Here is a 26,148-nt window from a genome sequence, read left to right as displayed (position 1 = left end):
ACCGTCAGCTTCCAACTGGGCGGGGCGCCGGGAACCCCGCCCGCCAGCCAGTACTCGTACCCGGACGACCCGCAGCCCATCAACTGGCCGGTCCCCGACCCGGTTTGGGCGGGCCACTGGTTCGACGGGTGGGCCAAACCCGACGGCAGCCCCTGGGACTTCACCCAACCCGTCAGAAACGACCTGACCCTGACCGCCACATGGAGGACCCCACGGTTCACCATGACCCCCACCCGGGGCCCGGACACCGGCGGCACCACCGTCCACATCACACCACCCGACCCGCCCCAACCCCTCCGGTTCACCCAAATCAGCGCGGGCAGCTTCCACAGCCTGGCCATCGGCACCGACGGCAACACCTACGCCTGGGGGTACAACTTCAACGGCCAGCTCGGCGACGGCACCCGCGCCAGCCGCAGCGCGCCCGTGCGGGTGAGCACGCCCCCGGGCGTGCGGTTCACCGCCGTCAGCGCCGGCGGCTACCACAGCCTCGCCATCAGCAGCGACGGCCGCCTCTACAGCTGGGGATCCAACAGCAACGGCCAACTCGGCGACGGCGGCAGCAGCGACCGCAACACGCCCGCCCCCGTCAACCCGGCCACCGACAACACCGCCACCTGGAAAACCATCAGCGCCGGCGGCTACCACAACCTCGCCCTCCGCGCGGACGGCCACGCCTACAGCTGGGGAGCCAACACCCACGGGCAACTCGGCGACGGCGCCAACGACCCGAACCCCCACAGCACGCCCGCGCCCGTCAACCCCGCCGCCGACAACACCGCCACCTGGAAAACCATCAGCGCCGGCGACAGCCACAACCTCGCCCTCAACCGCGACGGCCACGCCTACAACTGGGGAGCCGACAACAACGGCCAACTCGGCGACGACAACACCACCGACCAACGACAACCCACGCCCGCCAGCCCGGCCGCCGACAACACCGACACCTGGACCGCCATCAGCGCCGGCGGCTACCACAGCCTCGCCCTCAACAGGGACGGCCACGCCTACAACTGGGGAGCCAACGGCTACGGCCAACTCGGCGACACCACCACCACCGAACGACACACCCCCACCCCAACCACACGCGCCATCACCATCACCGGCACCACCTTCGAGCCCACCAACGCCCCCACACCCACCTGGAACCCCACCACCCACACCTGGGACACCACCAGCCCAACCCACCCCGAAGGACAAGCCACCGTCACCATCCACTGGACCCTCGACGGCGCCACCCAACCCAACCACACCCTCACCTACGACTACACCCACTACTACACCCTGCCCAAAGCAGGCGGCGCCCCCACCCAACAACTCGCGGGAGCCACCCTCCTCACCCTCACCACCCTCACCGCCCTCACCCTCACCAGCCACCACATCACCCGCAAACACCACCACACCAACCAACCCACCACCAGCAGCAAATAACCAAGCAACCCCAACACACAACAGGCCCGGCAGCCACACCCAGCCGCCGGGCCATCCCATACCGCTGCCTCCCACAGCGCTTGCGGAAGCAAGGCTGACGCGCACCCCTCCTCGCCCTGCTGCTACACTCCTCCCTCAGCCGAAACGGCCGGAGATGTAGCGCTCGGTGTCCTCCTCATGGGGGTTGGAGAAAATCGTGGTGGTATCGTCCATCTCGACCAGGTGGCCGGGTTGTCCCACCGCCTTGAGGTTGAAGAAAGCCGTATAGTCGGAGACGCGGGCGGCTTGCTGCATGTTGTGGGTCACAATCACAATCGTATACTCCCGCTTCAACTCGTTAATCAAATCCTCCACCGCCAAGGTGGAAATCGGGTCGAGCGCCGAGCACGGCTCATCCATCAGCAGGACCTGCGGGTGCACGGCGACCGCGCGCGCGATGCACAGACGTTGCTGCTGGCCGCCCGACAGACCCACGCCAGGTTTGTCCAACCGGTCCTTGACCTCGTTCCACAGGTTGGCGCCGCGCAGGGCCCACTCCACCAAATCGTCCGCGTCCGACTTGGAGATGCGCTTGTTATTCAGCGTGATGCCAGCCAGTACGTTCTGGCGGATCGACATGGTCGGGAAGGGGTTGGCCCGTTGGAAAACCATGCCCACATCGCGCCGCACCGAGACCGGGTCCACATCCGGCGCATACAAGTCCTGACCTTCCAGGAGCACCTGGCCCTCGACCCGGGCGCCGGGCGTGATCTCATGCATCCGGTCCAAGGTGCGCAAGACCGTGGACTTGCCGCAGCCGGAGGGCCCGATGAAAGCGGTGACCTGGTTGGGCCGTATGGTCATGTTCACGTCCTGCACGGCCAGGAAGTCGCCGTAGTAGACGTTCAGGTGGTTGATGTCGATTCGCTGGCCCATATCACCGCACCGCCTTCCGCTCGGCGCCGCTCCGGGCGCCCCGCTCCCCCGCGCCGGGCTGGCGCAGGCAGAATCGCATGATTGAATCCATCATCATTCACTGGCTTTCGCAGAGAAGACCCGCGAGACCAAGCGCCCCAGCAGGTTCAACAAGAGGACTACGACTATCAACGCGAGCGCCGCGGACCAGGCCCGCTCCATGCGGATGCCTGCCACGCAGCCCGGGACCGCGCCGGGCCCGCAAACCGCCAGCCCCTGGGAGAACTCATTGTAGACATAGACCGGCAGGGTGGTCATGCGCCCGGAGAACAAGTTCGGGTTGGTGGAGGCGATGAAGCCCGAAGCGATCAGCAGGGGCGCCGTCTCGCCGATCACGCGGGCGGTGGCCAGGATCACGCCGGAGACGATGCCAGGCAGGGCCGTGCGCAAGACTATTCGGGTGATCGTGCGCTGCTTGCTGACGCCCAGGGCGTAAGCCGCCTCGCGCAAATCGTCGGGCACCACCCGGAGCATATCCTCCGAGGTCTTGACCACAGTGGGCACCATCAGCAGGCTGAGGGCCACCGAACCCGAGAAACCGTTGACCGTGCCGGGGCCCGCGAGCGCGGCGAACATGGAGAAGGCGAACAGGCCGGCCACAATCGAGGGGATGCCGCTCATCACGTCCACCAGCAGGGAGACTGCGCGGGCCAAGCGGGAACCGGAGGCGTACTCGACCAGGAAGACCGCGCACATGACCCCGATGGGCACCGAGATGACCATGGCTCCAGCCGTGACCTCCAAGGTGCCGATGATCGCATGGAGGATGCCGCCGTGGCCGCCGGTGGCCGTAGGGTTGCCACCCACCACGCCGGACATGTTGTGGGTCAGGAAATCCCAGTTCAAGCGCTTGACCCCGCGCGAGACGCTGACCCACAGGACCGAAGCCAGGGGGACCAAGGCGATCAGGAAGGAGCAGGCGATCAGGGCGGTCATGACCCCGTCGTGGCGCTTGCGGGCCCGGATGGAGGAGCGTGTGGGGCGGAAGCGGTCGAAGTCGATGACCGGCCTGGCCTCTGGGACCGTTTCCGCTCCCGGTTCGCGCGCGGAGCGGCCGTCATCGGAGACCTGGTTTAGCTCCTTGGGATTGGCTATGTCCGACTGTCTCATCGCGCACCCCCCTTCCGCGTGATGCGCCGGGCTAGATAGTTGACCAGGAAGGTGATGGCGAAGAGGACCAGGCCGCTGGCGATCAGGGTGGACACGCCCATCGAATTGGCCTCCGGGAACTGGGCGGCGATGTTGGCGGCGATGGTCTGGTTGGTCGAGGCCCTCAGCAGGCGCACCGAGTAGGTCAGGCCGGGAGAGAGGATCATCAGCACGGCCATGGTCTCGCCCAGGGCGCGGCCCAGGCCCAGCATCGAGGCGGAAATCAGCCCTGCACGGCCGAAGGGCAGGACGGCCAGGCGGATGGTCTCCCACTTGGTGGCGCCCAGGGCCAAGGCGGCCTCCTGCTGGAGACGGGGTGCTTGAGCGAAGATGTCTCGGGCCACCGAGCTGATGATTGGGATGATCATGACAGCCAGAACCAGGGCGACTGTGGCGACCGAGCGGGCGGGCGCCGCTGCGGGCCCAGCGAAGATTGGAATCCAGCCCAGCCAGCGCGCCACCCATGCCCAGAAGCCGGTGATCGCGGGCACCAGGACCAGCGCCCCCCACAGGCCGTAAATCACTGACGGGATGGCGGCCAGGAGGTCGATCACGGCCGACAGCGCCGAGGACAGGCGGCGGGGGGCGTAGTGGGTGATGAAGAGGGCGATGCCGGTCGAAATCGGGAAGGCGACCAGCAGGGCCAGGCCTGCGATCAGGACCGTACCGAACAAGAGAGGCCCCACGTACGACAGGAAGCCGTGGGCACGCCCGCCGGACAGGGAGTCCAAGGCCGAGGCGCGCGCCGCCGGATCGCCGGTGAAGGCGGGCAAGGCCCGCAAGACCAGGAAGAGGGTGACAGCGGCCAAGGCCACAAGAATCAGCAGTCCTGCCCCCCAAGCGCAAGCCTTGAAGGCTTTATCGGCCACACGGCCCGACGACGCACCATCCGCTGATCCGCCTCGCTTACCGGATGGTGCGGGCTCCGCGAGCTCGGGCGGCGCTGAGGTTTTCAATGATTCATCCGACCGGTCCATGTCATCCCGACTTTCCCGTCCCGCGCTCATGCGCCCTCGATCGCTCGCACGGAGCCCATGATCCGCTCGCGCACGGCCGGGCTCAGGGGGGCCGATCCGGCGTTGGACGCAGCCTGGGCCTGCCCGTCCTCAGAGGCCAAGTAAGTCAGCCAGGCCTTGGCGAACGTGGCCTTACGCCGGTCTGGATCGCGCTTGTAAGCCTGGCAGACCACGTCGTAGGAGACCAGGAGGACCGGGTAGGCGCCCGGGGTCTGGCTGGCGTAGTCCACATCGATCACTTGACGCAAGGATCCCGCAGGCTGCGGCAGGAAGGAGGAGTGGTCCAGGGCCTTGGCGGCGCCCTTGGCCGAGGCCGGTTCGTATCCCTCGCCCACCTTGACCGCGACCGTGCCCAAGCCTGTGGTCTGGGCGGCGTCGGCGTAGCCGAACGTGCCCTCAGCCTGGGTCAGCGTCATCACCAGGCCCGAGGTGCCCTTCGCGCCCTGGCCCACATCGTTGGGCCAGTTCTCGCCCGGCTTGTGGGGCCAAGCGTCGCCAGCCGCGGCCTTGAGGTAGGAAGTCAGGCTCTTGGTGGTGCCGGATTTGTCGGAGCGGTGAATCACGGTGATTGGCAAGTCAGGCAGGTCCACCCCAGGGTTGAGCCGGACCAAGCGGGGGTCGTTCCAGCGGGTGATGCGCCCGTCGAAAATCCGCGCCACGGTGGCCGGGTCCATCTTGAGGTGGCGGCCGGCCTGGTTCAGCCCGGCCGAAGGCAGATTATAAGCGAAGGCGATCGGGGTGGCGTAGACCGGCAGGTCAAAGGCGGAACCGGTCGCGCAGACGGACCGGGAGGCCTCCACCTGGTCCTGGGTCAAGGGCTCGTCGGTGCCGGCCCAGACGACCGCGCCGGACAGGAAGGCGGTGACGCCAGCCCCGGAGCCCGCCGGGTCGTAGGAGATTCGGGACGAGGGATGCCCGGCATGGAAGGAGGCGATCCAAGCTTCGTCGGCCGATTGCTGGGAGGAGGCCCCCGAGCCCGCGTATTCGCCGGGCAAATCCACCGCCGCCGGCTGCCCGGACCGCTGGGGCGCGGAAGCCGGCTCATTGTCCCCGCATGCGGCAAGGGACAGCGTCAGGGCGAAAGCGGTCAGCAGGGCCGCGCCTCGAACGAAGGCAGGCTTGCTCATGTTTCTCCTTGACTGGTCATCAGAAAGAGCCACATGAACCAGCTTAACCGAACCTGATGATGAATGGCGCCAGCCGGCCCTAATCCAGCCCAAGTACTAGGGTGAAATTGTGTTGGACGAATCTTTTCACAGGGTTCGCGGCGGAGGAGCAAGAACTGTCCTCCCTTTTCCCATGGGCGGAATTCTGGACGAGCGGTCCACCATTACTACGTATCACGAGACGAAACACCGCGTTAACACGCATGGTAGAACTGATGAATCTGGGAAAATCCGCACTCAGCGGTCCAGTTAATCGGACACGAGAAAAGGAAGTGGTTGTGCATGAGGAAGCCGGAGCTGACTGCAAGCAAGCAGGCGCTCACTAGGGAGGCGGCTTACACCGACGGGCATTTAACAAGGACGGCCCTGATTTCCCTATCCATCCTTACCGCCATCACCTTTTTGGGCAACTTTACCCAGCTCCAGTTGGCTTCAGCCCTGCCCACCATCGTGGGCGAATTCCACATCACCCTGACCACCGGTCAGTGGATGACCTCGGTCTTCCAGCTGGTGATGGGCGTCATGGTGCCGCTGACCGGCTTCCTGACCAAGCGCTTCTCCACCAGGCAGATCGTGATCACCTCGATGACGATCTTCACCATCGGCTCCCTGCTGAGCTGGCAGTCCACATCGTTCGCGCTGGTCCTCCTAGGCCGCGTCCTGGAAGCGGTCGGCACCGGCGCCATGTGGCCGGTCCTGCAGATCACGGTCTTCTCCATCTACCCGCTGGCCAAGCGCGGCATGGCCATGGGGACGGTCGGCGTAGCCATGAGCGTGGCCCCGGCCATCGGCCCCACCTTCGGCGGCTGGCAGACCGACTCCCACGGCTGGCGCTCCATCTTCCTCTCCCTCGCGGCGCTGGGCGCCTTGGCGCTGATCGTCTCCATCCTGTGGCTGCGCGATTTCGGCAGTACTGACAAGTCCATCAAGACCGACTTCTTCTCGGTGGCCCTGTCGATCTTCGGCTTCGGCGGGCTGATGTTCGGATTCACCAACATCGAGACCTTCTCGCTGTCCAGCCCGATGTTCTGGCTACCGACGGCGATCGGTCTGGTCGGCATCGTCTGGTTCTGCCTGCGTCAGCTCCACCAGGCCAAGCCCCTGCTGGACCTGCGGGTGCTTAAGGTCAAGAACTTCACGGTCGGCACCGCCATCGCCTCCCTCTCCTTCTTCGCCTTCAGCTCCGTGACGGTGATCCTGCCCCTGTACATCCAGACCGACCGAGGCTTCTCGGCCACCATGTCGGGCCTGGTCATGCTGCCCGGCGCGATCGGCACCGCCATCGCCCAGTTCTTCGGCGGCCGCCTCCTGGACCGAATGGGGGCCCGGCCTGTGGCCCTGACCGGCTGCACCATCCTCTTCCTGGGCACCTTGGGCATGAGCATGATCGGAGCGACCACCTGGATCGGCATGGTCTCCATCCTCCAGTTCATCCGCCAGATCGGCATGGGCTTCACGCTGATGCCGCTGACCACCTGGTCTCTGAACAACCTGCCGCCCAAGAATCTGTCCGCCGGGTCCGCCGTGACCAACACAGCCCGCCAGATAGCCGGAGCGGTCGGCGCGCCGGTCCTGGTCATCCTGATGGAGACGATCACCTCCATCCACCACCAGGCCATCGGCGGTGGCGCCTCCACCCAGGTCGCCTCGAATATCTTCGGCGTCCAGTGGGCCCTGCGCATCTCCGCCATCATCTGCTTCTGCATGTTGGCCCTGGTCTACTTCGGCGTGCGCGGCGAGGACGCGGGCTCGGGCCGGGCCATGACCCGCATGGTCCTGCGCCACATCCGTTTCGTCCATGTGCCTGGGGCCGCTTCCGCCCGCAGCTCTTCCACCAGCGAGGAAGAAGCCGATCAGAAGGAGGAGGCCGCGGCCACACAGATGACCACGCCCCCGCTCAACGCTCCCGCCAAGCCCATCGGTAAGGACTGATCAGCCCCTTATCGGGCGCGAGCCCACGCTCACTTACTGGGCACCGGCTGCCCAGGGCAGGAGTGCAGGACCATCATCATGGCGTCCTTCTCCTGGGAGGTGACACTCAGCTCGTACTTGGACTTGACCCCGATCTGCCGGGCTACGTAGTCGCAGCGGTAGCTGGCCTGGGGCGGCAGCCAGTAGGCGGCTGAGGCTGAGCCCTTCTCCTGGTTGGAAGGACCATCCACGGCCAGGAGGTTGTACGGGTCGTTGCCCAGCTGGTAGCGCCGGGCCTGGTCCCACTCGCTAGCCCCGGACTGCCAGGCGTCCTCCAAGGCTACAACATGGTCGATCTGCACCTGGGCGCTGGTGCGCGCCCCCCGGGTGAAAGCGATCGTCTTGCCGGTGTAGGGGTCGTGCAAAATCCCGCTGGCGACCTTGCAGCCGCCGGGCGTGGTGGTGCGCACGTCCTTTAAATCCCTGGTGAGCACATCCTCGCGGATGTTGCAGCCGTTGCCATCCTCGTCGGTCATCTTGAAGCCAAAGCTGTCGCGGTTGTAATGGTGGTGGGGTTTGGGTCGGTCCACGACGCTCAAGGTCCCCAGGGTGTTCGCCGCGTCGCCGCTCGCCGTATAGCCCCCGGTCATCCGCGAGACCTGCGGGCTCAGGCGAGGCAGGAGCAAGCCGATGGTGACGCCGATGACGACAGCGACCACCAGCGCGATCAGCAGGCGCTCGCCTAGGCTGGAGGAGCGGAAACGGGCCGATCCCGGGCTCCGGCGGCCGCGCCTGGAGCCGCCGCTTGGTCTATAAGCGCCCATAATCAGGCGTAAGTGAAAGTCAACGGATCGTGGCCGGCTCGGGTCGGCCCGTCCAGGGCGTCGATTTGGACGTGCTCACCCTGGCTCAGCGAGAAGGAGAAGAGATCCAGGTTCTCCACTTGCCGTGCGCGGCGGACGGACTTGGGGATGATGATGGTCCCGTTCTCAATATGCCAGCGCAGAATCACCTGGGCGGGACTGACCCCGTGGGCGCGGGCTATGGCGGCTATCAGGCCTCCTCCGGCCTCCAGGTCGGCGCCGCGCGCCAGGGGCGAGTACGCTTCCACCGCTATGCCATGCTCTCGGCAGTAAGCGACCGTCTCCCGCTGCTGCCAGCTGGGGTGAAGCTCGATCTGGTTGACGACCGGGTACTCGCCGGTCTCCTTATGAAGGCGATCCAGATGTTCGGGCAGAAAATTGCACACGCCCAGCGAGCGCGCGCGGCCCTCCTGGCGCAGGCGGTCGAAGGCCCGCCAGGTCCGGTCCGCCCGCCAGTTAAAGGGCGTGGGCCAGTGGATCATGTACAGGTCCACGTAGTCGGTGCCCAGCAGACCAAGTTGGCGGTCGAAGGCCTTCAGCGCGTTGTCATAGCCCTGCTCGGAGTCTTTGAGCTTGGTCGTCAGCCACAAATCCTCCCGCTCCGGCCAATCGGCGAGACCCGCCTGGGCCAGCCCCTGGCCCACGCCTCGCTCATTGCCGTAGCCCGCCGCCGTGTCGATATGCCGGTAGCCCACTTCCAGGGCGGATGCCACCACCCCGGCGGTGCGCTCGTCCTCCACCCGCAACACGCCCAGGCCTACCTGGGGAATCGTCCTACCGTCCCGCAACGCGATACCCGGCACTTGGCCCATAGTCGCTTCCTCCGCCCGTCCGCGCGCACGCCGCGCGCTTCGTCTCCGTCGGTTCCAGGGACCACTCTAGTCGGCCACCCGCCGCCGGACTAGGGGCCTGTCAGCCATGTGGTCGAATCTCGCGCAAACGCGCTAGGAAGCGCTCTCGGACCCTCGCGCGCACCGCCTCCAGGCACGCGAAGGGCCGGCCGCCACAATCGACGACCGGCCCCTTGTCGGCTACTGGGCTGCTCAGGCCCGACTCAGGCCGAACTCAGCGCTGGTTATCCAACCGATGGTAGATTTCCTCCATCATCATGTCCTTCTCGAACCGATCCGGCGTGGTGTCCTGGTCGATCACAGCCAGCTCCACCCCAGCGATGCGGGCGAAGTCCTCCCAGGCCTCGCGCCCCACCGAGGTGGTCATGCAGGTGTGGTGGGCGGCGCCGGAGCGCAGCCAGCACTCAGCGGACACCTTCAAGCTGGGCTGCGGCTTCCACAGGGCGCGCGCGGTCGGCAGCACCTTCAAGGAGCCGCCGGGCTCCACTACGTCGACCACGTTCATGACCAGGCGGAAACGCTCGCGCATGTCGGCCATCGAGACCACGACCGCGTCCCTGCGCGGAGCGACCGAGAAGACCAGGCGCACAGGGTCGGCCTTGCCGCCGATGCCCAGCGGGTGGATCTCCAGCTTGGGCTTGGCCATCGAACCCACCGAAGGCGAAACCTCCAGCATGTGCGAGCCCATGATCTCCTCCTGGCCCTGCACGAAGTTGTAGGAGTAGTCCTCCATCAGCGAGGCGCCGCCGTCCAGGCCTGCGCCCATCACCGAGCCGATGCGCACGAGCATGGAGGTCTTCCAGTCGCCCTCGGCGGAGAAGCCGTAGCCGTGCTCGGAGGGGAGCCGCTGGGCGCCGACGCCAGGCAGCTGGCTCAGGGTGCCGAGGTCCTCGAAGTTGTCGACGGCAGCGGTGGCGCCGTAGTCCTCCATCATGTTCACCATGCCGGCCTCCTCCTTGGCGGCGGTGAACAGGGAGTCGTAACGCTTGTCCAGGAGCTCGGGGGCCACGTCGTACTTGGCCTTATAGTCCTCGATCAGGTCCTTCACCTGGTCGTCCTTGACCTTGTCCACATAGGAGACCAGCTCGTTGACGGCCCAGGTGTTGACCTGGGTGCCGAAGACCCGTTCGGCCTCGGTCTTGTCGCCCTCGGTCACGGCCACGTTGCGCATGTTGTCGCCCCAGCGCATCACGCGCATGTTCTGGGCGGCGTCCCATCCGGCGCAGGCGCGGGCCCAGGTGCCGATCTGCTCGGCCACCTGCGGGTCGGTGTAGTGACCGACCACGATCTTGCGCGGCACGCCCATGCGGGTCAGGATGTAGCCGAACTCGCGGTCGCCGTGGGCCGACTGGTTCAGGTTCATGAAGTCCATGTCAATCGTGTCCCAGGGGATCTCGAAGTGATGCTGGGTGTTGAGCTGAAGCAGGGGCTTGGTCAGCGCCTCCAGGCCGCGTATCCACATCTTCGCCGGCGAGAAGGTGTGCATCCAGGCCACCACGCCGATGCAGTCGGGATCTGCCGAGGCCTCGACCATGAACCGCTTGATGCCGTCAGAGGACTTCAGCGTGGGTTTGAGGACCAGCTTGACTGGAATCCTGCCGGTCTTGTTCCAAGCGTCCACGATTTCGGCGGACTGGGCGGCCACCTGCCGCAGGGTGTCCTCACCGTAGAGGTCCTGCGATCCGACGCCGAACCAGATTTCCTTGCCTTCAAAGGGGTTTTCCATGGGTGTGCTCTCTTTCCCGCCCCCTGCCCGCCGCTCCGGGTGGCGAGGGGGCTGATTGTACTGCTGGGTATTTCAGGTTTCCACCGGTCTGCGCGTCCTGGCGGGGCTCAGGCCCGAACCAAGGCGCTAGGCGAGGTGGCGGGGGCAGCGTCAGTGCTGGCCGTAGACGTTCTGGTAGCGATCGTTGAGCTTGTCGATGTCATCCGGGTCAAGCTCGATGATCTTGCCCAGCTGGCTGGCGGCCCACATGGTGTGCGCCACCTCCTCGGTCATCGCAGCAGCCTTGACCGCGTCCTCCGCGTCCTTGCCTATCGTGAACGGCCCGTGGTTGCGCATCAGCACGGCGGGCGAATGGGGGTAGCGCTCCAGGGTCTCCACCACGCCCTTGCCGATTTGCTCGGAGCCGATCAGCTCAAAGGGGCCGACCGGCACTGGACCGCCGAACTCGTCGCCCATCATCGTCAACCCGCAGGGGATCTCCTTGCCGGTGGCCGCCCAGGCGGTGGCGTAAGTGGAGTGGGTGTGCACCACGCCGTACACGTTCGGCATGTGCCGGTAGATGTAGGCGTGTGAGGCCGTGTCCGAGCTGGGGGCCTCCAGGCCGTCCACCACGTTGCCCTCCAGGTCGGTGACCACCATGGACTGCGGGGTCAGGAAATCATAGCGCACCCCGGAAGGCTTGATGACCATCAGGTCCGCGCTGCGCAGACGCTGGGAGACGTTCCCGGCCGTCCACACCACCAGGTTCCACTTAATCAGCTGCTCGTGCAGGGTCGCCACCTGCTCGCGCACCTGTTTGACCTCAGCCCGCACCTCGGGTGAATAGTCTGCCAATGTAGCCATTTCAGCTCCTATCGCTGTCTTGTGGCGCCCTATCCAGACACCGTTTACACGCTTCTTCGCCAGGTAAGCCCCGGCTGGCTCAGGATTGCAGGGGAATCGCCCCAATCGCGGCCCGTTCGATCGGCAGACCTTGCCGCCAGCGGTCGAAGAAGGCCTCGAAGCCCTTCACATCCTGGGGATCAGGCTCTTCGGTGGTGGAAGCGACCCCGGCGAAGACCCGCGAATCCAGGTAATCCGCCAGGCTCTGATCCCTGTGGCCCAGGTAATCGGCCAGGACGGCCATCCCCCAAGCGCCGCCTTCGGCCGCGGTCGCCATGACCTTGATCGGGGCGTCGAAGGCGGCAGCCAGGATTTTTTGCGCCACCTTGGGCGTAGCGAAGACACCGCCGTGACCTACCAGAGAATCCACCTGCACCCCCTCCTGCTTGGTCATCACATCCATGCCGATTTTGACTGGCGAGAAGGCGGAGAAGAGCTGGGCGCGCATGAAGTTGGACAGGCTCATCCGGGACTCAGGGCCCCGGGCGAAAACCGGCCGACCTTGCTCCAGGCCAGCCAGGAACTCACCCGAGTAGAAGCAGTAGTTGACCAATCCGCCTGCGTCCGCGTCCCCCTCCAGGGCCGACCGGAAGAGCGTGGCGTACAAGTCGCCTTCGCTCATCGACAGTCCGGATGCTTGGGCGAAATCGGAGAAGACTTTCACCCAGGCGTTCAGATCGGAGGTGAAGTTGTTAGCATGGCTCATGCCCGCCGGGTCGCCGGCCGGCGTGGTGACCGGGTCCACTTCCGGGTGCAGGGCGACCAGGCGGCGTTCCAGGACGACCATAGCGAAGATCGAAGTGCCGGCCGAGACGTTGCCGGTGCGGGGCCTGACCGCGTTGGTGGCCACCATGCCCGTGCCCGCGTCGCCCTCGGGCGGGGCCAACGGCGAGCCGGGCTGGAGGGCGCCGGTCGGGTCGAGGAGCTTGGCCCCCTCGGCGCTCAGGCTGCCAGCGTCCTGGCCAGCGACCAGGGGCTCAGGCAGCAGGTCGGCTATGTCCCAAGGCTGGGCCGCCACCTCGGGCAGGCCCCGGAAGGCGTCGAGCATGGCCTGGTCGAACTGGCGGGTGGTCGAATCGATCGGGAACATGCCCGAGGCGTCGCCGATGCCGATGACCTTGCGACCGGTCAGCTTCCAGTGCACGTAGCCGGCAAGGGTCGTGAAAAAGCCAAGCCGGGGCACATGAGGCTCATCATCCAGGATCGCCTGGTAGAGGTGGGCGATCGACCAGCGCTCGGGGATGTTGAAGCGGAAGAGCTCGGAGAGCCGCTCGTGGGCCTGGCCGGTGTTGGTGTTGCGCCAGGTGCGGAAGGGCACCAGGAGCTCACCGGAACGGTCGAAGGCCAGGTAGCCGTGCATCATCGCGGAAAAGCCCATAGCGCCTATACGCGTCAGCCCCAGACCGTAGCGGGAGCGCACGTCCTCGGCCAAGGCGGCGTATGCGGCCTGCAAGCCCCGCCAAACCTCTTCCAGCGGATAGGTCCACAGCCCATCAACCAGCTGGTTCTCCCAGCCGTAATCGCCCGAAGCCAAGGTCCGGCAGTCCTCGTCGATCAGGACGGCCTTGATGCGGGTGGAGCCCAGCTCGATGCCCAGGCGGGTCCTGCCTTCCCTTATGGCTTGGGCCGCGCCCTGGGGCGTGGGCTTGCTCTCATTCGGATTCGTCATGGCGCAACTCCCTTGTGACCAATCAACGCCTGCGCGCTCGACCCCCGTCAGCGGCCGGGTATTCAGCCGTCTGAGCATGGATTGTGAGCGCTCACATTCTATGGTCAGATTATAGTCGCTCAATCCCGCTTGAGCAAACGCGGAGGCGGGGGACGGTATGGGCTAGAGCCGGCTGACGGCGTGGCCCAGAGAGGAGCGCAGGACCAGGTCGGCCTGGATCAGCCCCACCCCGTGGCGCGTGACCGGAAGCTCAACCGGGGCGCCCTGGTTCGTCAATGCCAGGGCCTGGCGCATGGTGGCGACCCCAAGGTCAGCGAAGCGGGGGCGGACCGTGGTCAGCGGGGGGTACATGTTATCCACAGTCGGTATGTCGTCGAATCCCACCAGGGATATGTCCTGCGGGATGCGCAAGCCGTGCTCGTGCAGGGCCCGGGCCGCCCCCACGGCCTGGTTGTCGTCGGCGGTGACCACGACCGACGGCAGGGAGCTCCCGTTCATCCCCCGCTCGTCGATCAGGTGGTTCATCAGGGCGTAGGACTCGCGGGCCCGCCAACTGCCGGAGCGCACCACCACGGTGCGAATCCTGTAGTGCTTGGCCGCCGCCCTCCAGGAATCCAAGCGGGTGGCCGCATCCCGCCACTCCGTAGGGCCAGCCATATACAAGGCGGTCCTGTGGCCTCGGGCGTGAAGGAGCCGGGCCACTTCCTGCACGGCCCCCCACTGGTCGATGCCGGTCATGGCGATAGGCCGGGAGTCGCGCACCAGGCTTAGGCCCTCGTCGGCGCGCATGGCCCCGTGGGTCGAGGTGACGATCACCCTGGGCTGGCTGACCTGCGCCTTGCAAGCCGCCTCGAACATGGCATCGGTCGGGGTCAGGAAAATGAACGCGTCCACGTTCTGCTGGAGGAAGCTCTCGCACATGGACTCGAAGTCGGCCTGGGTGCAGCTGGCCTCGTCCACCATCATGACCGACATGAACAGGCCGTGTTGCCGGGCGATCGATTCGATCGAAGTGATCGAGGAGACCGGGCCGAAGTGGTCCACCCCGCCGGCGATCAGGCCGATCGTGCGGGAGCGGGCCGAAGCCAGGGCGCGGGCTGAGTTGCTGGGCCGGTAGCCCAGGCGATTGATCGCGTCCTGGACCTTAGCGCGGGTGGGCGCGGAGACGTCGGGCGAATGGTTGATGACACGCGAGACGGTCTGGTGGGACACCCCTGCCAGATGCGCCACCTGAAAGATGGATGGACGATTGCTCCCTCGCCTGGTCGCCGGCATGGCCACCTCCTTCGCTCCCGCCTATCAAGGCCCTTACGAGCTTACTCCCCCACTGGCCCTCAATGCAGGAGTCAAACCAGGTGCCAGCTGACCCGATGGAGGTCGGTGGGGCCAAGGCTGGCGATCGCCGCCTGGTGCTTGGGCGAGCCGTAACCCTTGTTATTGGCCCAATCGTAGGGGGCGAACTCGGGGTGGGTCCGCGCTAAATCCACCATCAGCCGGTCGCGGGTCACCTTGGCCAGGACCGAGGCGCAAGCCACGCTGGCGCAGGAGGCATCGGCCTTGACTTGCACGCTCACTTCCGCCGGAAGCTGGGGAACCGGGGCGTCCAGGGTGCCCAGGGCCTTGGATATGTAGTCGTAAGGGCCGTCCAGGATCGCGGCCAAGGTCCGCGAAGCCGAAGCGCCGGACCGGCACCCGCAGGGCCCCGCCAGGCCCAGGCCCTCCTCCACGCTGGCCAGGGCCCGCAAAGCGGCCAGGCCCAGAGCGTGCATGATCCCCCACTGGTCAATCTCCTGATTGCTGGCCGAACCCACAGCCCAGGCATCCGCCCAGGTCTCCAGACCTGGGACAAGGCCCTCGCGCGCGGCTGGGCTCAGCCGCTTGGAGTCGGCCAGCCCTTCCGGCACCGCCAAATCCGGCAGGCGGTCGGCGCGCAGGGCGGCGGCACCGACCATGACCGGCCCCGCCAGGGCTCCCCGTCCCACCTCGTCAAACCCGACCACCCAGCGGGCGCCCAGGTCCGCCAGGGAGCGTTCCAGGGCCAGGGTGGGTTTCACCCGACGCGCCGTCATTGACCCTCCGAACGAACGCTGGCACTGGAAGCGGAACCGGCTTGCGAGGCGGGGCCGTCGGCAGCGTCCGACGCAACAGACTGATTGATATCGGGCACCGAAGCGAAGGGCCCATGCTGGTTGTCCAGCCGCTTGAAACGGCTCAAGGGCCAGCAGGTGGCCAGCGCCACGCCCGCCACGTTCTCCACCGGCACCGTGCCTTGGGCGCCATCATCGACGTGATAGCGCGAATCCGCTGAATCGGCGCGGTTGTCGCCCAGCACGAACAGGTGCCCGGCCGGCACCGTCACGGCGAAAGCGAATGAGCTCGGCTGCACGCCCGCCTTTACGTAAGAGGATTCATCAATGGCCACGCCGTTGACCTTGACCGGCTCTCCCCTGCCCGCGCAGGAGACCCTGTCCCCCGGCAGGCCGATCAGCCGCTTGATCAGGAAATCATCGCCCGCGTTCGAGGCGCTCTCGCCGCTGAGCCAATCGGCCGGGTCATGGAAGACGATCACGTCGCCACGCTGGAGCTTAGCCAGGTTGAGGGTCAGGTTTTGGCTCGTGAGCACGCGGTCTTCGACCTCCAGCGTGTTCTCCATCGAACCGGAGGGAATCATGTACTGCCCAACCAGAAAGACGCGCACCGTCAGGACCAGCAGGATCGGAATCAGGACGGCCAGCATGAAGTTGCGCACAGTGTCGACCAACTCATAGCGGATGGATTCAGGCAGGACCATCCGTGTAGCGTGGCGGGGGTGGAGTTCGAAGGCCTCACGAACCTCGTCGCCGGACTTGGGCTTGGCATAGGGCGCGGAAAGCCGGTTGGGACGCGACTGGTCCCTCAAGCCACCGCCCTTCCTGGCCATGTAAGTTCCTTCCCCTGGGTTCCAACGACCCCGCCTACCGACACGACGCGAGCGGGCACAAGGGCCCGGACCCCGAGCGAGGTCCGCCGCTCTTGGCAGCTTAGCGCAGAAAGGGTCCGAAAGCCGTCAGACTTTCGGACCCTCCACATGATAGGCGACCTCGTTCAAAAGCCACCCGACCAGACCCTCAGGGCCTGGAGCGAACTCAGCGCTGATCTTCCTTGGCGTCACGACGCTCGGGGATGCGGGCCGCCTTACCACGCAGGTTGCGCAGGTAGTAGAGCTTGGCGCGTCGGACGCGGCCACGGCGGGTGACCTTAATCGAATCGATCTGCGGGGAGTGCAGGGGGAAGCGACGCTCCACACCTACTCCGAAGCTGACCTTGCGCACCAGGACGGTCTCGCGCACGCCCTTGCCCGACAAGGCGATGACGACGCCGGTGAAAGTCTGAATACGAGTGTGATCACCCTCGCGGATGTTCACGTTCACCTCGATGGTGTCACCGGGGCGGAAGGACGGAATCGCGTCCGCATCCTTCATGTGCTTGGCGTCGAATTGATCAATCGCGTTCATAATCTGCCTCCGTCGCCGCCGCATATCAGCGCACTGTCCTTGGGCACGGCCCGGTTCGACCACCGTCCTGCCTCTGCTTAACCCCGTGGGTCAGCCCACGAGGAGCGCCGATCCGCCGGACGAACCGGCTGGACCTTGAGGGAGGGGACCTATGCGGCGGCCCGTCTCCCGGCACAACATCTCTTAACCTTACCCCACCGACCGGACCCCGCGCACGCGATCCCGCGCCAGGACCCCAACCGGTGGGTTCGCGCCTTTCCTTGGCGGTGGCCCCTGAAACTCGCGACGGCGGACCGACGGCGCCGCCCCGCGAGTTTCAGGCCACCGCGAGGCCTTAGTGACGGTGGGCCCGGTAGAAGGCGATCAGGGACTTGGTGGACTGGTCCTGGGCCGCCAGGGCCGCATCGTCCTTGGAGATGGCCGGGGTGATCTCCTGGGCCAGCTTCTTGCCCAGCTCCACGCCCCACTGGTCGAAGGAGTCCACGCCCCAGACGGAGCCCTCGGTCAGCGTGATGTGCTCGTACAGGGCGATCAGCTCACCCAAGGAGTATGGGGTGAGAGCCTCGCCGAAGATGGAGGTCGTCGGGCGGTTGCCAGTGAACACACGAGCCGGGACGATGGCCTCGGGCGTGCCCTCGGAGCGTACCTCGTCAGCCGTCTTGCCGAAGGCCAGGGCCTTGGTCTGAGCGAAGTAGTTGGCCAGGAAGAGCTCGTGCACATCCTGGTCGCCGTCCTTGGCCGGGTTGGGCGTATTGGCGAAAGCGATGAAATCGGCCGGAATCAGACGGGTCCCTTGATGGATCAACTGGTAGAAGGCGTGCTGTCCGTTGGTGCCGGGCTCGCCCCAGAAAATCTCGCCGGTCTGGGTGGTGACGGGAGTGCCGTCCCAGCGCACGGACTTGCCGTTGGACTCCATCGTCAGCTGCTGCAGGTAGGCCGGGAAGCGGTGCAGGTACTGGTCGTAGGGCAGCACGGCGTGGGAGTGAGCCCCGAAGAAGTTGACGTACCACACGTTCATGAGCCCCATCAGCGCCACCACATTGCGCTCGAACGGCGTGGTGCGGTAGTAGGTGTCGATCGCGTGGAAGCCCTTGAGGAACTCCTCGAAGCGCGTGGGGCCGAAGACGATGGCCAGCGAGGTGCCCACGGCGGAATCGACCGAGTAGCGGCCGCCCACCCAGTTCCAGAAGCCGAACGCGTTGGCCGGGTCGATGCCGAAGGCCTCCACCTTGTCCAGGGCGGTGGAGACGGCGACGAAGTGCTGCTTGACGGCCTGGGCGCGGGAGGCGTCGGAACCGTCGATCGCGCGCTTGGCCTGGAGCTGGTCCAGGAGCCAGGCGCGGGCCTCGCGGGCGTTGGTCAGGGTCTCCAGCGTGGAGAAGGTCTTGGAAACGATCACGAACAGGGTGGTCTCGGGGTCCAGGTCGCGGGTCTTCTCGGCCAAGTCGTTGGGGTCGATGTTGGAGATGTAGCGGGCGGTGATGCCGGCGTCCGCGTAGGGCTTCAGGGCCTCGTACACCATGACCGGGCCCAGGTCGGAGCCGCCGATGCCGATGTTGACCACGGTCTCGATCCGCTTGCCCGACACGCCGCGCCACTGGCCGGTGCGCACCTGGTCGGCGAAGTCGTAGATGCGCTGAAGGGTCTCACGCACATCCTTGACCACGTCCTGGCCATCCACGATCAACTCCCCTTGTTCGGACGCGGGGCGGCGCAGGGCGGTGTGCAGCACGGCCCTGTCCTCCGTGTTGTTGATGTGCACGCCGGTGAACATTTGCTCGATCCGCTCGTCCAGGCGCACCTCCTTGGCAAGCTGGGCCAGGAGCGTCAAGGTCTGGGGCTGGATCAGGTTCTTCGACAGATCGAAGTGGAGGTCGCCGGCCTCGAAAGTCAGCTTGGCGGTGCGCTCGGGGTCGTCGTCGAACCAGCGGCGCAGGTTGATGCCCTGACTCTGCAAATCGTTGAAGTGCTGCTGGAGCTGGGCCCAGGCCGGGGTCTGGGTGGCGTCCACAGGAGGATTGATGGCCATGGAGAGGTCCTTTCATAGCAGGAAATGCCGTCTGCTGGCCGCCCGGGTATGGGCCGAGCGAACCGGTTTGATGCCATCATCCAAACTACTCACAAAAGGGGACAAAATAACACAAAAAAGCAAAGCCCGCCTAAGCGCCGCGAGCACCGCCGCGCCCCGCCTGACCCTCGCTGGTCATAACCCCAACTTGGCGAGCAAAGGCTTGCGAACCAGACGGTCAAAGAGCGTGGCCACAAGCACGAACCCCAGGCCGAACACCAGCCCCAGGACCAGGAAGAGGGCGACTGAACCCGTGCGGATGGCCCGGGACAAAAGCCTGGCGCAGAAGGGGTCCCAGAGCCCATACATCAAGGACTGCACGATGTAAAAGCCCAAGATGCCGGAAGCCAGAGCGCTCACCGCCAGCGGCGCGAAACCACGGGCCCGCGCCCTGACCTGGCCCCGATCCCGGCCGCTTGGACTGGAGACTGAGCCGCTCAGCGCGCACCAGAAGAGCGCCGCGAACGCCAGCGCGAACGCCAGCAAAGAAGTGGATTTGAACGACAAGTCATACAGGGCTTCGGGGAGCCTGCCCCACACCAGGGCGCCGGTGATCGCCAGCGCAGCCAGCAGTATGACGCTCAAAGCGCGGCCCCAGAACCGAGGGGACGCCAGGCGGCTGGCCCCGCCCCGCGCGGCCGAGCGGCGGACCCGACAGCTCAGGGCACCGGACAGCATGAAGGAAAGCAAGTAGGTGACGGCGCTCATCTGCTTGCGCCAATCAAGCAGGCCTCGCTGGTTTACGTCACCCTGAGACAGGAAAGCGACATAGAAGTTCACCGCGTACACGAGGAAAGCGAAGAACGCCAGAAGCGCCTGGGCCCAACGCCGCCCCCCATAACGGCGCACCAGCCAGGCCCAGGACGGCGCCAAGAGGATGAAGAGCATGTAGAGCCAGATGAACTCAAGCCCCTGTCCAATCCAATCCAGGGAGCCAGCCCCGGGCACCGGGCGCGCCAGACGGCTGAAAAGCAGCACAAGCACGGCGTAGAAGACCACTGCGGCCAGCACTACCGCGCAACGATGGAGACAGGCCCTCCACTGCCTGCGCCAGTAACCAGCCGCGCCCACCTGCGCCGCCATGTCCGGGACCAGGTAAAACGCGGAAATCATATAAAAAATATGGTTGCCCCAAGCGCCCAGCAGCCCCACTAAACCCAGAATCCACAGGGGCCATCCGACGGCTGCCAAGGGGCAGATGGAGCCTGGCGCTGGATTGAGGCCCACCGCGCCAGGGGCGATGGAGGGGTGGGTGGCCCAAAAGAACCAAGGGGTGAAGACATGGAAGACGGAGATACCCACAATCGCGGCCAGGCGCAAGGCCTCTACGCGAAGGTTGCGCACCCGCTTGCCGGTTGCGACCGCGGACTGTGCGGCCGAACCGCCGGCCTGGCCCTGCGTCCACGGTTCAACCTTTCGCCGCTCCGGGCGCACCGGCTTACCCATTGCCCTACCTTCTCGCTCCACCTAGACCCCTCGCGACCGTAACCCGCGCACACCGAGCCGTTTTTCACGCCTTGAACCCTTCCGCGAAAGGCCTTACAGGATGTTCTCCCGCCCTTCCTCGGTAAGCTTGGCGACCATGTCCTTGACCTCTTGGCTGCGGGCGCGGGGGGCGATAAGCAAGGCATCGGACGTGTCCACCACGACCATGTCGTCCACCCCCAGCAGGGCCACGGTGCGATCAGCGTCGGGGACGACCACATCGCCGGCCGAATCGAGATAGACCACCCGGTCCGGGTCGCCAAGAATCTTGATGTTCCGCCGGTTGGAGGAAGGCAGCAGTGCGGCCACTGAATTGAAGTCGCCGATATCGTCCCAGCCGAAACCGCCAGGCACTACCGCCACGCCACCAGCCACGGACAGGGGCTCGGCCACAGCGTAATCGAATGCGATCTTCTCGATGCCCGCCCAGTGCTCGCGCATGGCCCGCTCGCGCGCCTCAGGGCTGACATCCCAAGCCTGGGCGATGGCCAGTACGGAGCGGTGAAGCTCGGGCTTGTAGCGGCGCAGGCAATCCAGTACCACATCGGCCCTCATCACGAACATGCCCGCATTCCAGCGGTATTCCCCCGTCGCCAGGTAGGCCTGGGCGGTGGCGGCGTCGGGTTTCTCCACGAACTCGCTGACCAGGCGGGCGTCCGGCGCGTCGGGCACCCGGTCGGCCAGGGAGCGCCCCTGATGGATGTAACCGAAAGCTGTGGAAGGACGGGAGGCCGCAATACCGATGGTGGCCACGTATCCGGCCCGGGCGGCGGCCACCGCCTGGCGCACCGACATAGCGAAGGCCCCATCGTCCCGGATCACATGGTCGGCGGCGAAGGAGCCCACGACGATATGGTCGCCGTGGCGCTTGGCCAGGACGGCGGTAGCCAGGGCGATGGCGGCGGTGGAGTCGCGCGGCACCGGTTCGGCGAAGACCGCGTTCACCCCCAGTTCGGGCAGCTGGGTGCGCACCGCGTCGACGTGCTGGGCGCCGGTCGAGACGGCCACATGGTCATCGCCGCAGATGGCCGAAAGCCGGTCGAAAGTAGCCTGGATCATGGTCCGCCCCTGGCCCGGCAGGTCGAACAGGAACTTGGGCCTCGACCGCCGGCTCAGCGGCCATAGCCTGGTGCCCACTCCCCCGGCGGGGATGATCGCGTAGAAATCGTCCGTACTCATAGGCCCCATTCTCGCAAGGGACACGTACAGGCGCCGGTTCAACCCGCCGATCTGCGCTAACTGGACAAATCGAGCCCACCCGCTACAATTTTCAATGTTGTCTCTTGAGCTCGGCGGCATGTGCGGCCGGACCCAGGCAGCAGGCCACTTTAGCTCAGTTGGCAGAGCGTCTCACTCGTAATGAGAAGGTCGACAGTTCGATTCTGTCAAGTGGCTCTTCATCGCAGGTTCGTCGTTTATTCCTTGCTTTCCCGCAAATCCTTCACCTGCACCGGCTGCCCAAGCACCAAGCAGTTACCGCTCTCGGCTATGCGTCGCTCCCAGCGATCGCCCTTGTAATCGGTATAGGCCAATCTGCTCACGTACAGTGCGCTGTCCCCATAATTCGGAACCCATTCGCCCTCCCCCAAACCGAGGGTTACCGGCACCGGATGGCTGGAAGGATATTTCACGTCAGGTTGGACCTGCCAGAATCCCGGAGGGATGACCGACCACGTGGAAGCCTTTCCAGGCAGCGTTCTCGCGCTTTTCGTGTCATGGGCCTTCTGCGGCCACACACTCCAGTGACCGCAAACGTCTATCTGCACATCCGCGATGAAATGGGCGGAATCATTCTCGATGATGACCCCGTTGGCTCCGTCGTGTTTCGCGGCCCAAGCCGTGACCCAAGCGGCCTTTTGCCTGCGGTCTTTTTCCTGATTGATTTTTTCGTCCCGGGCCCGCTTGCGGTCATCCCGGTATGTCATCAGCGCTACCACGACGCTGGCCATAGCCACGACAGTCGCTATGGCTTCGACGGCCCCCCAGCCTTGCCAAGCGAAGAAATCCATATCCGCTTCTCCTCCAACATGCATAGCTCTTTCATGCTTCTCACCCCCCCTGAAGACACTTTTACCACAGGATGAAGAATTTGGAGTTGGGGACAACACGCTCAACGCGGGAGATTCCGAAAAAAGCAGGCACTGACCATTGATGCCGTTCAAGGCGCTCCGGGCCTGGAATCATCACTTTCCTGGACGGCAGCAGCGTAGAAGGAACGTGCCGTTCCAATGCCGCAGCCGACACGATTCAGCCAGTGCGCACGAGGGGACTTGAACCCCTACGACCGAAGTCACAGGAACCTAAATCCTGCGCGTCTACCGATTCCGCCACGTACGCTTGTGCGTCAGCCCGCTCACATAATTTAGCACGGCCCTAGGCCTGAGCCCGACGGCGACGGCACGAACCAGCCAAGAGCAGGGCGCGCATCCGCCAATCGCCGCAGAACCGCGCTTACCGGACGCCAGCCCGCCGTTGCAGCAGGCCACGGACGCCCATAGCGCCCATGAAGGCCAGCAGCAGGCCGACATACACCATCCAACCATGGCCTCCTGCCAAGGGCAAAGTGCCCACGTTGGTAGCGTCATCGAGTTGAAAGTCCTGCGGGGCCGACTCGTTGCCAGCAGCGTCCACGGCGCTCGCGCTCGCCTGGCCGGAGGAGGCCGAGGCGGGCAGGGGCAGGCTCCAGGCTCCGTCGGGGCCGGAGGTGGAGGTGGCGCTAGTACCGTCTGGCCAGGAGACGCGGATGCTGACGCCCTCCTCGCCAATCCGGTCCCGGCCGCTGACCGCGCGGCCGTTCAGGTTACCGGCTCGGACGCCGGACACGCCGGGGTCTGGGGCTTCCATGTCCACCAGCTGCGTCCAGGACGTGGACGAAATCTGCTTGCCGGCCTTGTTGGTCAGCACGACCACGAAGTCGTAGTATAGGCCACGCCCGTCTGCAGGCCGGACGTCCAGGAAGAGCTGGGGATCCACCTGGGCCTGCCAGTCCATTGGCCCTACGGGCAGGTCGCTGCGCTTGTAAACCAGACCCTCGTCAGGCAGGGCGCCGGCTGGAGCGGCGGCCTCAGTCGGCACGACGGTGGATGCAGACCCAACCCCGGAAGAAGGTATAGCCCTAGGTACAGCAGCTGCACGAGCGGAAGCACCCGAAGCGGTAGCCTTGGAGCCCGCCCCGGTGGCGTCTCCACTAGCACCAGAGCCACGCGCGGCACCGGTTCCACCGGCACCACTCGCGCCTCGGTCCGTCGGCCTGGCGTAGAGGGTAAGCTCGCCCCCGGGATTCACCGGGTTCACTGCCCCCACCACCTTCACCGCGGCTCCATCCGGCAGGGCCCCACCTAGGGAGTGCGGCACGCTCACCGACTTCACGCTCGGCGCCGGGTCCTCACCGGCCAGGAAGTTCAGGCTCAGGATGTTTGAGAAGTCAGAGGTCAGCTCGTAGCCGGACTGAAGCTCCGTTTGCCAAGCATGGTAACGGCGGGAGCCGCCCGGCTTGTTGGGCTCGGGGGTCCCGTTGGCGTCATGGACCGTCCAGCGCCCATCCGGGCCGACAATCGCCGACCCCAACTCGAAACCACGGCTGGCCTTGCTGTCGCTGTCGGCGGCCGCGATCGGGTGAGTGGCGTCCTCTGCGAAGAGGGTGACCCGCTGGCCGGGACTGCCGCTGCCGGAGATGGACGGGGTCAATCCGTCCTGGTAGCTGCCGTCGGCGGGCGCGTCGATTACCGGGCGGCTGGGCTTGGGCAGCTCGTAGCGGTAGAAGGCCGTGCCGACGGTCCAACCCTTATCGATACGTTCGGCGATCATCGCCTGGTCCATGCCGGCGCTGATGCCAGCCTCGGGATTGTAGGCGTCACGGTTGATATCGGTGACGCAGCCGTCGGTGCTGCCGTTGGCATTGGTCGTCACTGGCCAAGTGACCAGTTTGAAGTAGCCGTCCAGCCCGTCGGCCAGCTTAGCCTTAGCGAAGTCGATCGAGCCGTCGGGGCGCTGGGCGGATTCGGAACCGTCGCTAGGCCCGGGCGCAATCAGGTTGTAGCCGGACTTAGGCGCGTTGTAGGCGGCGCCTTCATTCAACCCGGGGGGCGGCACGCCGGGGCCCACTGCCTTCTGCCCTTTCGCCAGCTGCCGGTTAGGGGTCAGCGCCGAGACCGGCACCCACTCGCTCCCGTCCTTAAGTCCAATCCACTGATAATAGAAGGATGTGTTGACTGAGCATGGGAAGGGCATGCCGTTGGAAATCATGCCGTAGGCGGGATTGTACCAGTAGACGAAAAAGGACTTGGCCGGGGCGACACCTGCGGGTTCGCTGCGCCCGGAGAAGCCGTGGTCGGTCACCATACCCCAGTTGGCCTGGCCCCCGCTCCACAGGAGCGGATTAGCATCCCAGCCGATGAACGACATGGGCCCATTGCAGGCGCCACCAATGCTGCCAGCCAGACAGTAGGGGGTGTACACGTAAGCCGGGAAGTCGGCGGTGATGTTAGTAGCGTAACGGGGGTCGAGCTTCGTACGAGCGTCCATAAATGGCGCGTTACCCAATTCCCAGTGCGCGGTCCCCTTGCCTGCGATCGCGTAGACATACTGGTTGAGCTTGGCGCCGCCCGGCTGTTTGTAGCTCACTTTTTCCTTTGCGGCAGCATCATAGTCGGGGGAAACGTTACTGTCCGGGTAGCCGATGTCGGCTTCCAACGAGATCGTAAGGTAGTCATAATTGCCCGAGCTCAGCACGTTATGGATCGTGAAGTAGGAGTCGATATTAGTTGCCCAGCGGGTGGCGCCGGTCTTGCCTTGGGTGTTCAGGTAGGTGGACCTGTAATACTGGGCTGGTCTGTCGCCCACCGAACTGTATGAGTAGAGGAAGGAAAGGCCGCACCGATCGCCAAGGTCTGATGTGCCCGCGGGCACGCAGTTCGTGTCGACCTGTCCGTGCTGGACGCGCAGCACGAAGTCCATGCGAAGCTCATCGTTTAGTGTATCGATGCGGTTGTTGTAAGCCAGCATCTTGTATAACCGTGGTTTAGGGTCCACAGGCACCGCAGCCAGGTCATCCCCTTGAGATGTTGGCGTGGCATGGGAGTGCGGTGCGAGCACAGCCAAGACCACCAGGATCATCGCCATTCCCATCGTCGCCGCCATAGTCAGCGTCAAACCCAACCGCTTCCTACATATGCTCATGCTCACCTGTCATCCGCATCTGGAGGCTAATCACGGGTGCACCATCTTGCCCTCGTTGGTTACTCACTGCAGCGGCGGACTCACCTCCAGCGATGCCTTCCACCTGCATCCGCCTCCATCCTTACAGTGGCAGGGCCACCATCGGACAGTGGGGAACAGGTAAGCACAAACAATTCATTTTATCAAGTATATTTTTTGAGAAAATCCTCATAAAGTCAGCAAAATCAAAAAATTTCACTGAGAATACAAGGCCTCAACGCCACCTTGTGTGAAATGGTAAACATTGACCATATCAGCTGAATGAT

At 65.3% G+C, this 26,148-nt stretch carries 20 protein-coding genes and 2 tRNA genes; 3 read left to right on the top strand and 19 right to left on the bottom strand.

Translation table 11 applies throughout. The annotated features are described in order from the left end of the window. Positions 1-222 precede the first annotated feature (222 nt). A complete protein-coding gene (locus AB656_RS07505) occupies positions 223-1,431 on the top strand; it encodes an RCC1 domain-containing protein (protein ID WP_052201427.1) in 1,209 nt (402 codons plus the stop codon). A gap of 135 nt (positions 1,432-1,566) precedes the next feature. Here AB656_RS07505 and pstB read toward each other — a convergent pair whose 3' ends face one another. The 4 genes from pstB to AB656_RS07485 form a co-directional block, all read right to left on the bottom strand. Then, positions 1,567-2,346 carry a phosphate ABC transporter ATP-binding protein PstB gene (gene pstB, locus AB656_RS07500; RefSeq protein ID WP_033504731.1) on the bottom strand — a complete coding sequence of 260 codons (780 nt, stop codon included), beginning with the start codon at positions 2,344-2,346 and terminating at the stop codon, positions 1,567-1,569. 93 nt (positions 2,347-2,439) lie between these two features. Continuing rightward, the gene (pstA, locus tag AB656_RS07495; protein ID WP_081924895.1) at positions 2,440-3,495 is read right to left on the bottom strand and encodes a phosphate ABC transporter permease PstA; all 1,056 of its coding nucleotides are present in this window, start codon (positions 3,493-3,495) and stop codon (positions 2,440-2,442) included. After that, the gene (gene pstC, locus AB656_RS07490) at positions 3,492-4,541 is read right to left on the bottom strand and encodes a phosphate ABC transporter permease subunit PstC (protein WP_236681875.1); all 1,050 of its coding nucleotides are present in this window, start codon (positions 4,539-4,541) and stop codon (positions 3,492-3,494) included. The genes pstA and pstC overlap by 4 nt, the downstream gene beginning before the upstream one ends. After that, positions 4,538-5,677 (bottom strand): phosphate ABC transporter substrate-binding protein PstS, encoded by a 1,140-nt coding sequence (locus AB656_RS07485; protein WP_033504729.1) that lies wholly within the window; start codon positions 5,675-5,677, stop codon positions 4,538-4,540. Before AB656_RS07485 ends, pstC begins: the two co-directional genes overlap by 4 nt. Before the next feature lie 321 nt (positions 5,678-5,998). Between AB656_RS07485 and AB656_RS07480 the strand changes: the two genes are divergently transcribed. Further along, positions 5,999-7,648 (top strand): MDR family MFS transporter, encoded by a 1,650-nt coding sequence (locus AB656_RS07480; protein ID WP_081924897.1) that lies wholly within the window; start codon positions 5,999-6,001, stop codon positions 7,646-7,648. Positions 7,649-7,677: 29 nt separating this feature from the next. Here AB656_RS07480 and AB656_RS07475 read toward each other — a convergent pair whose 3' ends face one another. From AB656_RS07475 to AB656_RS07420, 12 genes are all read right to left on the bottom strand, one after another. Then, on the bottom strand, positions 7,678-8,451 hold the full coding sequence (locus AB656_RS07475) for an HNH endonuclease family protein (RefSeq protein ID WP_033504728.1): 774 nt from the start codon (positions 8,449-8,451) through the stop codon (positions 7,678-7,680). A 2-nt stretch (positions 8,452-8,453) separates the two neighbouring features. After that, positions 8,454-9,302: an aldo/keto reductase gene (locus AB656_RS07470; RefSeq protein ID WP_033504727.1), complete on the bottom strand. Its 849-nt coding sequence runs from the start codon at positions 9,300-9,302 to the stop codon at positions 8,454-8,456. 253 nt (positions 9,303-9,555) lie between these two features. Further along, positions 9,556-11,067, bottom strand: coding sequence for an L-arabinose isomerase (gene araA / locus AB656_RS07465; RefSeq protein WP_033504726.1), 1,512 nt, complete (start codon positions 11,065-11,067; stop codon positions 9,556-9,558). Positions 11,068-11,217: 150 nt separating this feature from the next. Next, positions 11,218-11,910, bottom strand: a complete 693-nt coding sequence (locus AB656_RS07460; protein WP_033504725.1) for an L-ribulose-5-phosphate 4-epimerase — start codon at positions 11,908-11,910, stop codon at positions 11,218-11,220. A gap of 79 nt (positions 11,911-11,989) precedes the next feature. Continuing rightward, complete coding sequence (locus tag AB656_RS07455; protein ID WP_051905369.1) at positions 11,990-13,618, bottom strand: xylulokinase; 1,629 nt, start codon at positions 13,616-13,618, stop codon at positions 11,990-11,992. 162 nt (positions 13,619-13,780) lie between these two features. Next, positions 13,781-14,893, bottom strand: coding sequence for a LacI family DNA-binding transcriptional regulator (locus tag AB656_RS07450; protein WP_033504724.1), 1,113 nt, complete (start codon positions 14,891-14,893; stop codon positions 13,781-13,783). Between the two features lie 71 nt (positions 14,894-14,964). Further along, positions 14,965-15,687, bottom strand: a complete 723-nt coding sequence (locus AB656_RS07445) for a ribonuclease HII (protein WP_081924898.1) — start codon at positions 15,685-15,687, stop codon at positions 14,965-14,967. Beyond that, entirely contained in the window at positions 15,684-16,538 is an 855-nt protein-coding gene (gene lepB / locus AB656_RS07440) for a signal peptidase I (RefSeq protein ID WP_414630299.1), read from the bottom strand. Before lepB ends, AB656_RS07445 begins: the two co-directional genes overlap by 4 nt. A gap of 205 nt (positions 16,539-16,743) precedes the next feature. Continuing rightward, a complete protein-coding gene (gene rplS / locus AB656_RS07435) occupies positions 16,744-17,112 on the bottom strand; it encodes a 50S ribosomal protein L19 (protein WP_414630298.1) in 369 nt (122 codons plus the stop codon). A gap of 334 nt (positions 17,113-17,446) precedes the next feature. Then, complete coding sequence (gene pgi, locus AB656_RS07430) at positions 17,447-19,141, bottom strand: glucose-6-phosphate isomerase (RefSeq protein WP_033504723.1); 1,695 nt, start codon at positions 19,139-19,141, stop codon at positions 17,447-17,449. A gap of 174 nt (positions 19,142-19,315) precedes the next feature. After that, complete coding sequence (locus AB656_RS07425) at positions 19,316-20,626, bottom strand: hypothetical protein (protein ID WP_033504722.1); 1,311 nt, start codon at positions 20,624-20,626, stop codon at positions 19,316-19,318. Between the two features lie 93 nt (positions 20,627-20,719). Then, entirely contained in the window at positions 20,720-21,844 is a 1,125-nt protein-coding gene (locus tag AB656_RS07420; protein WP_033504721.1) for a mannose-1-phosphate guanylyltransferase, read from the bottom strand. Positions 21,845-21,987: 143 nt separating this feature from the next. Between AB656_RS07420 and AB656_RS07415 the strand changes: the two genes are divergently transcribed. After that, positions 21,988-22,060 (top strand) — tRNA-Thr (locus AB656_RS07415). A gap of 20 nt (positions 22,061-22,080) precedes the next feature. Here AB656_RS07415 and AB656_RS07410 read toward each other — a convergent pair. The 3 genes from AB656_RS07410 to AB656_RS07980 form a co-directional block, all read right to left on the bottom strand. Beyond that, entirely contained in the window at positions 22,081-22,674 is a 594-nt protein-coding gene (locus AB656_RS07410) for a hypothetical protein (RefSeq protein ID WP_033504720.1), read from the bottom strand. 246 nt (positions 22,675-22,920) lie between these two features. Then, a tRNA-Leu gene (locus tag AB656_RS07405) sits at positions 22,921-23,002 on the bottom strand. Between the two features lie 114 nt (positions 23,003-23,116). Beyond that, on the bottom strand, positions 23,117-25,792 hold the full coding sequence (locus AB656_RS07980) for an Ig-like domain-containing protein (RefSeq protein WP_033504719.1): 2,676 nt from the start codon (positions 25,790-25,792) through the stop codon (positions 23,117-23,119). Positions 25,793-26,148 lie beyond the last annotated feature (356 nt).

It is taken from the genome of Bifidobacterium actinocoloniiforme DSM 22766, assembly GCF_001263395.1.
GTDB classification, from domain to species: Bacteria; Actinomycetota; Actinomycetes; order Actinomycetales; family Bifidobacteriaceae; genus Bombiscardovia; species Bombiscardovia actinocoloniiformis.
This window is presented reverse-complemented; position numbering and strand designations above follow the sequence as displayed.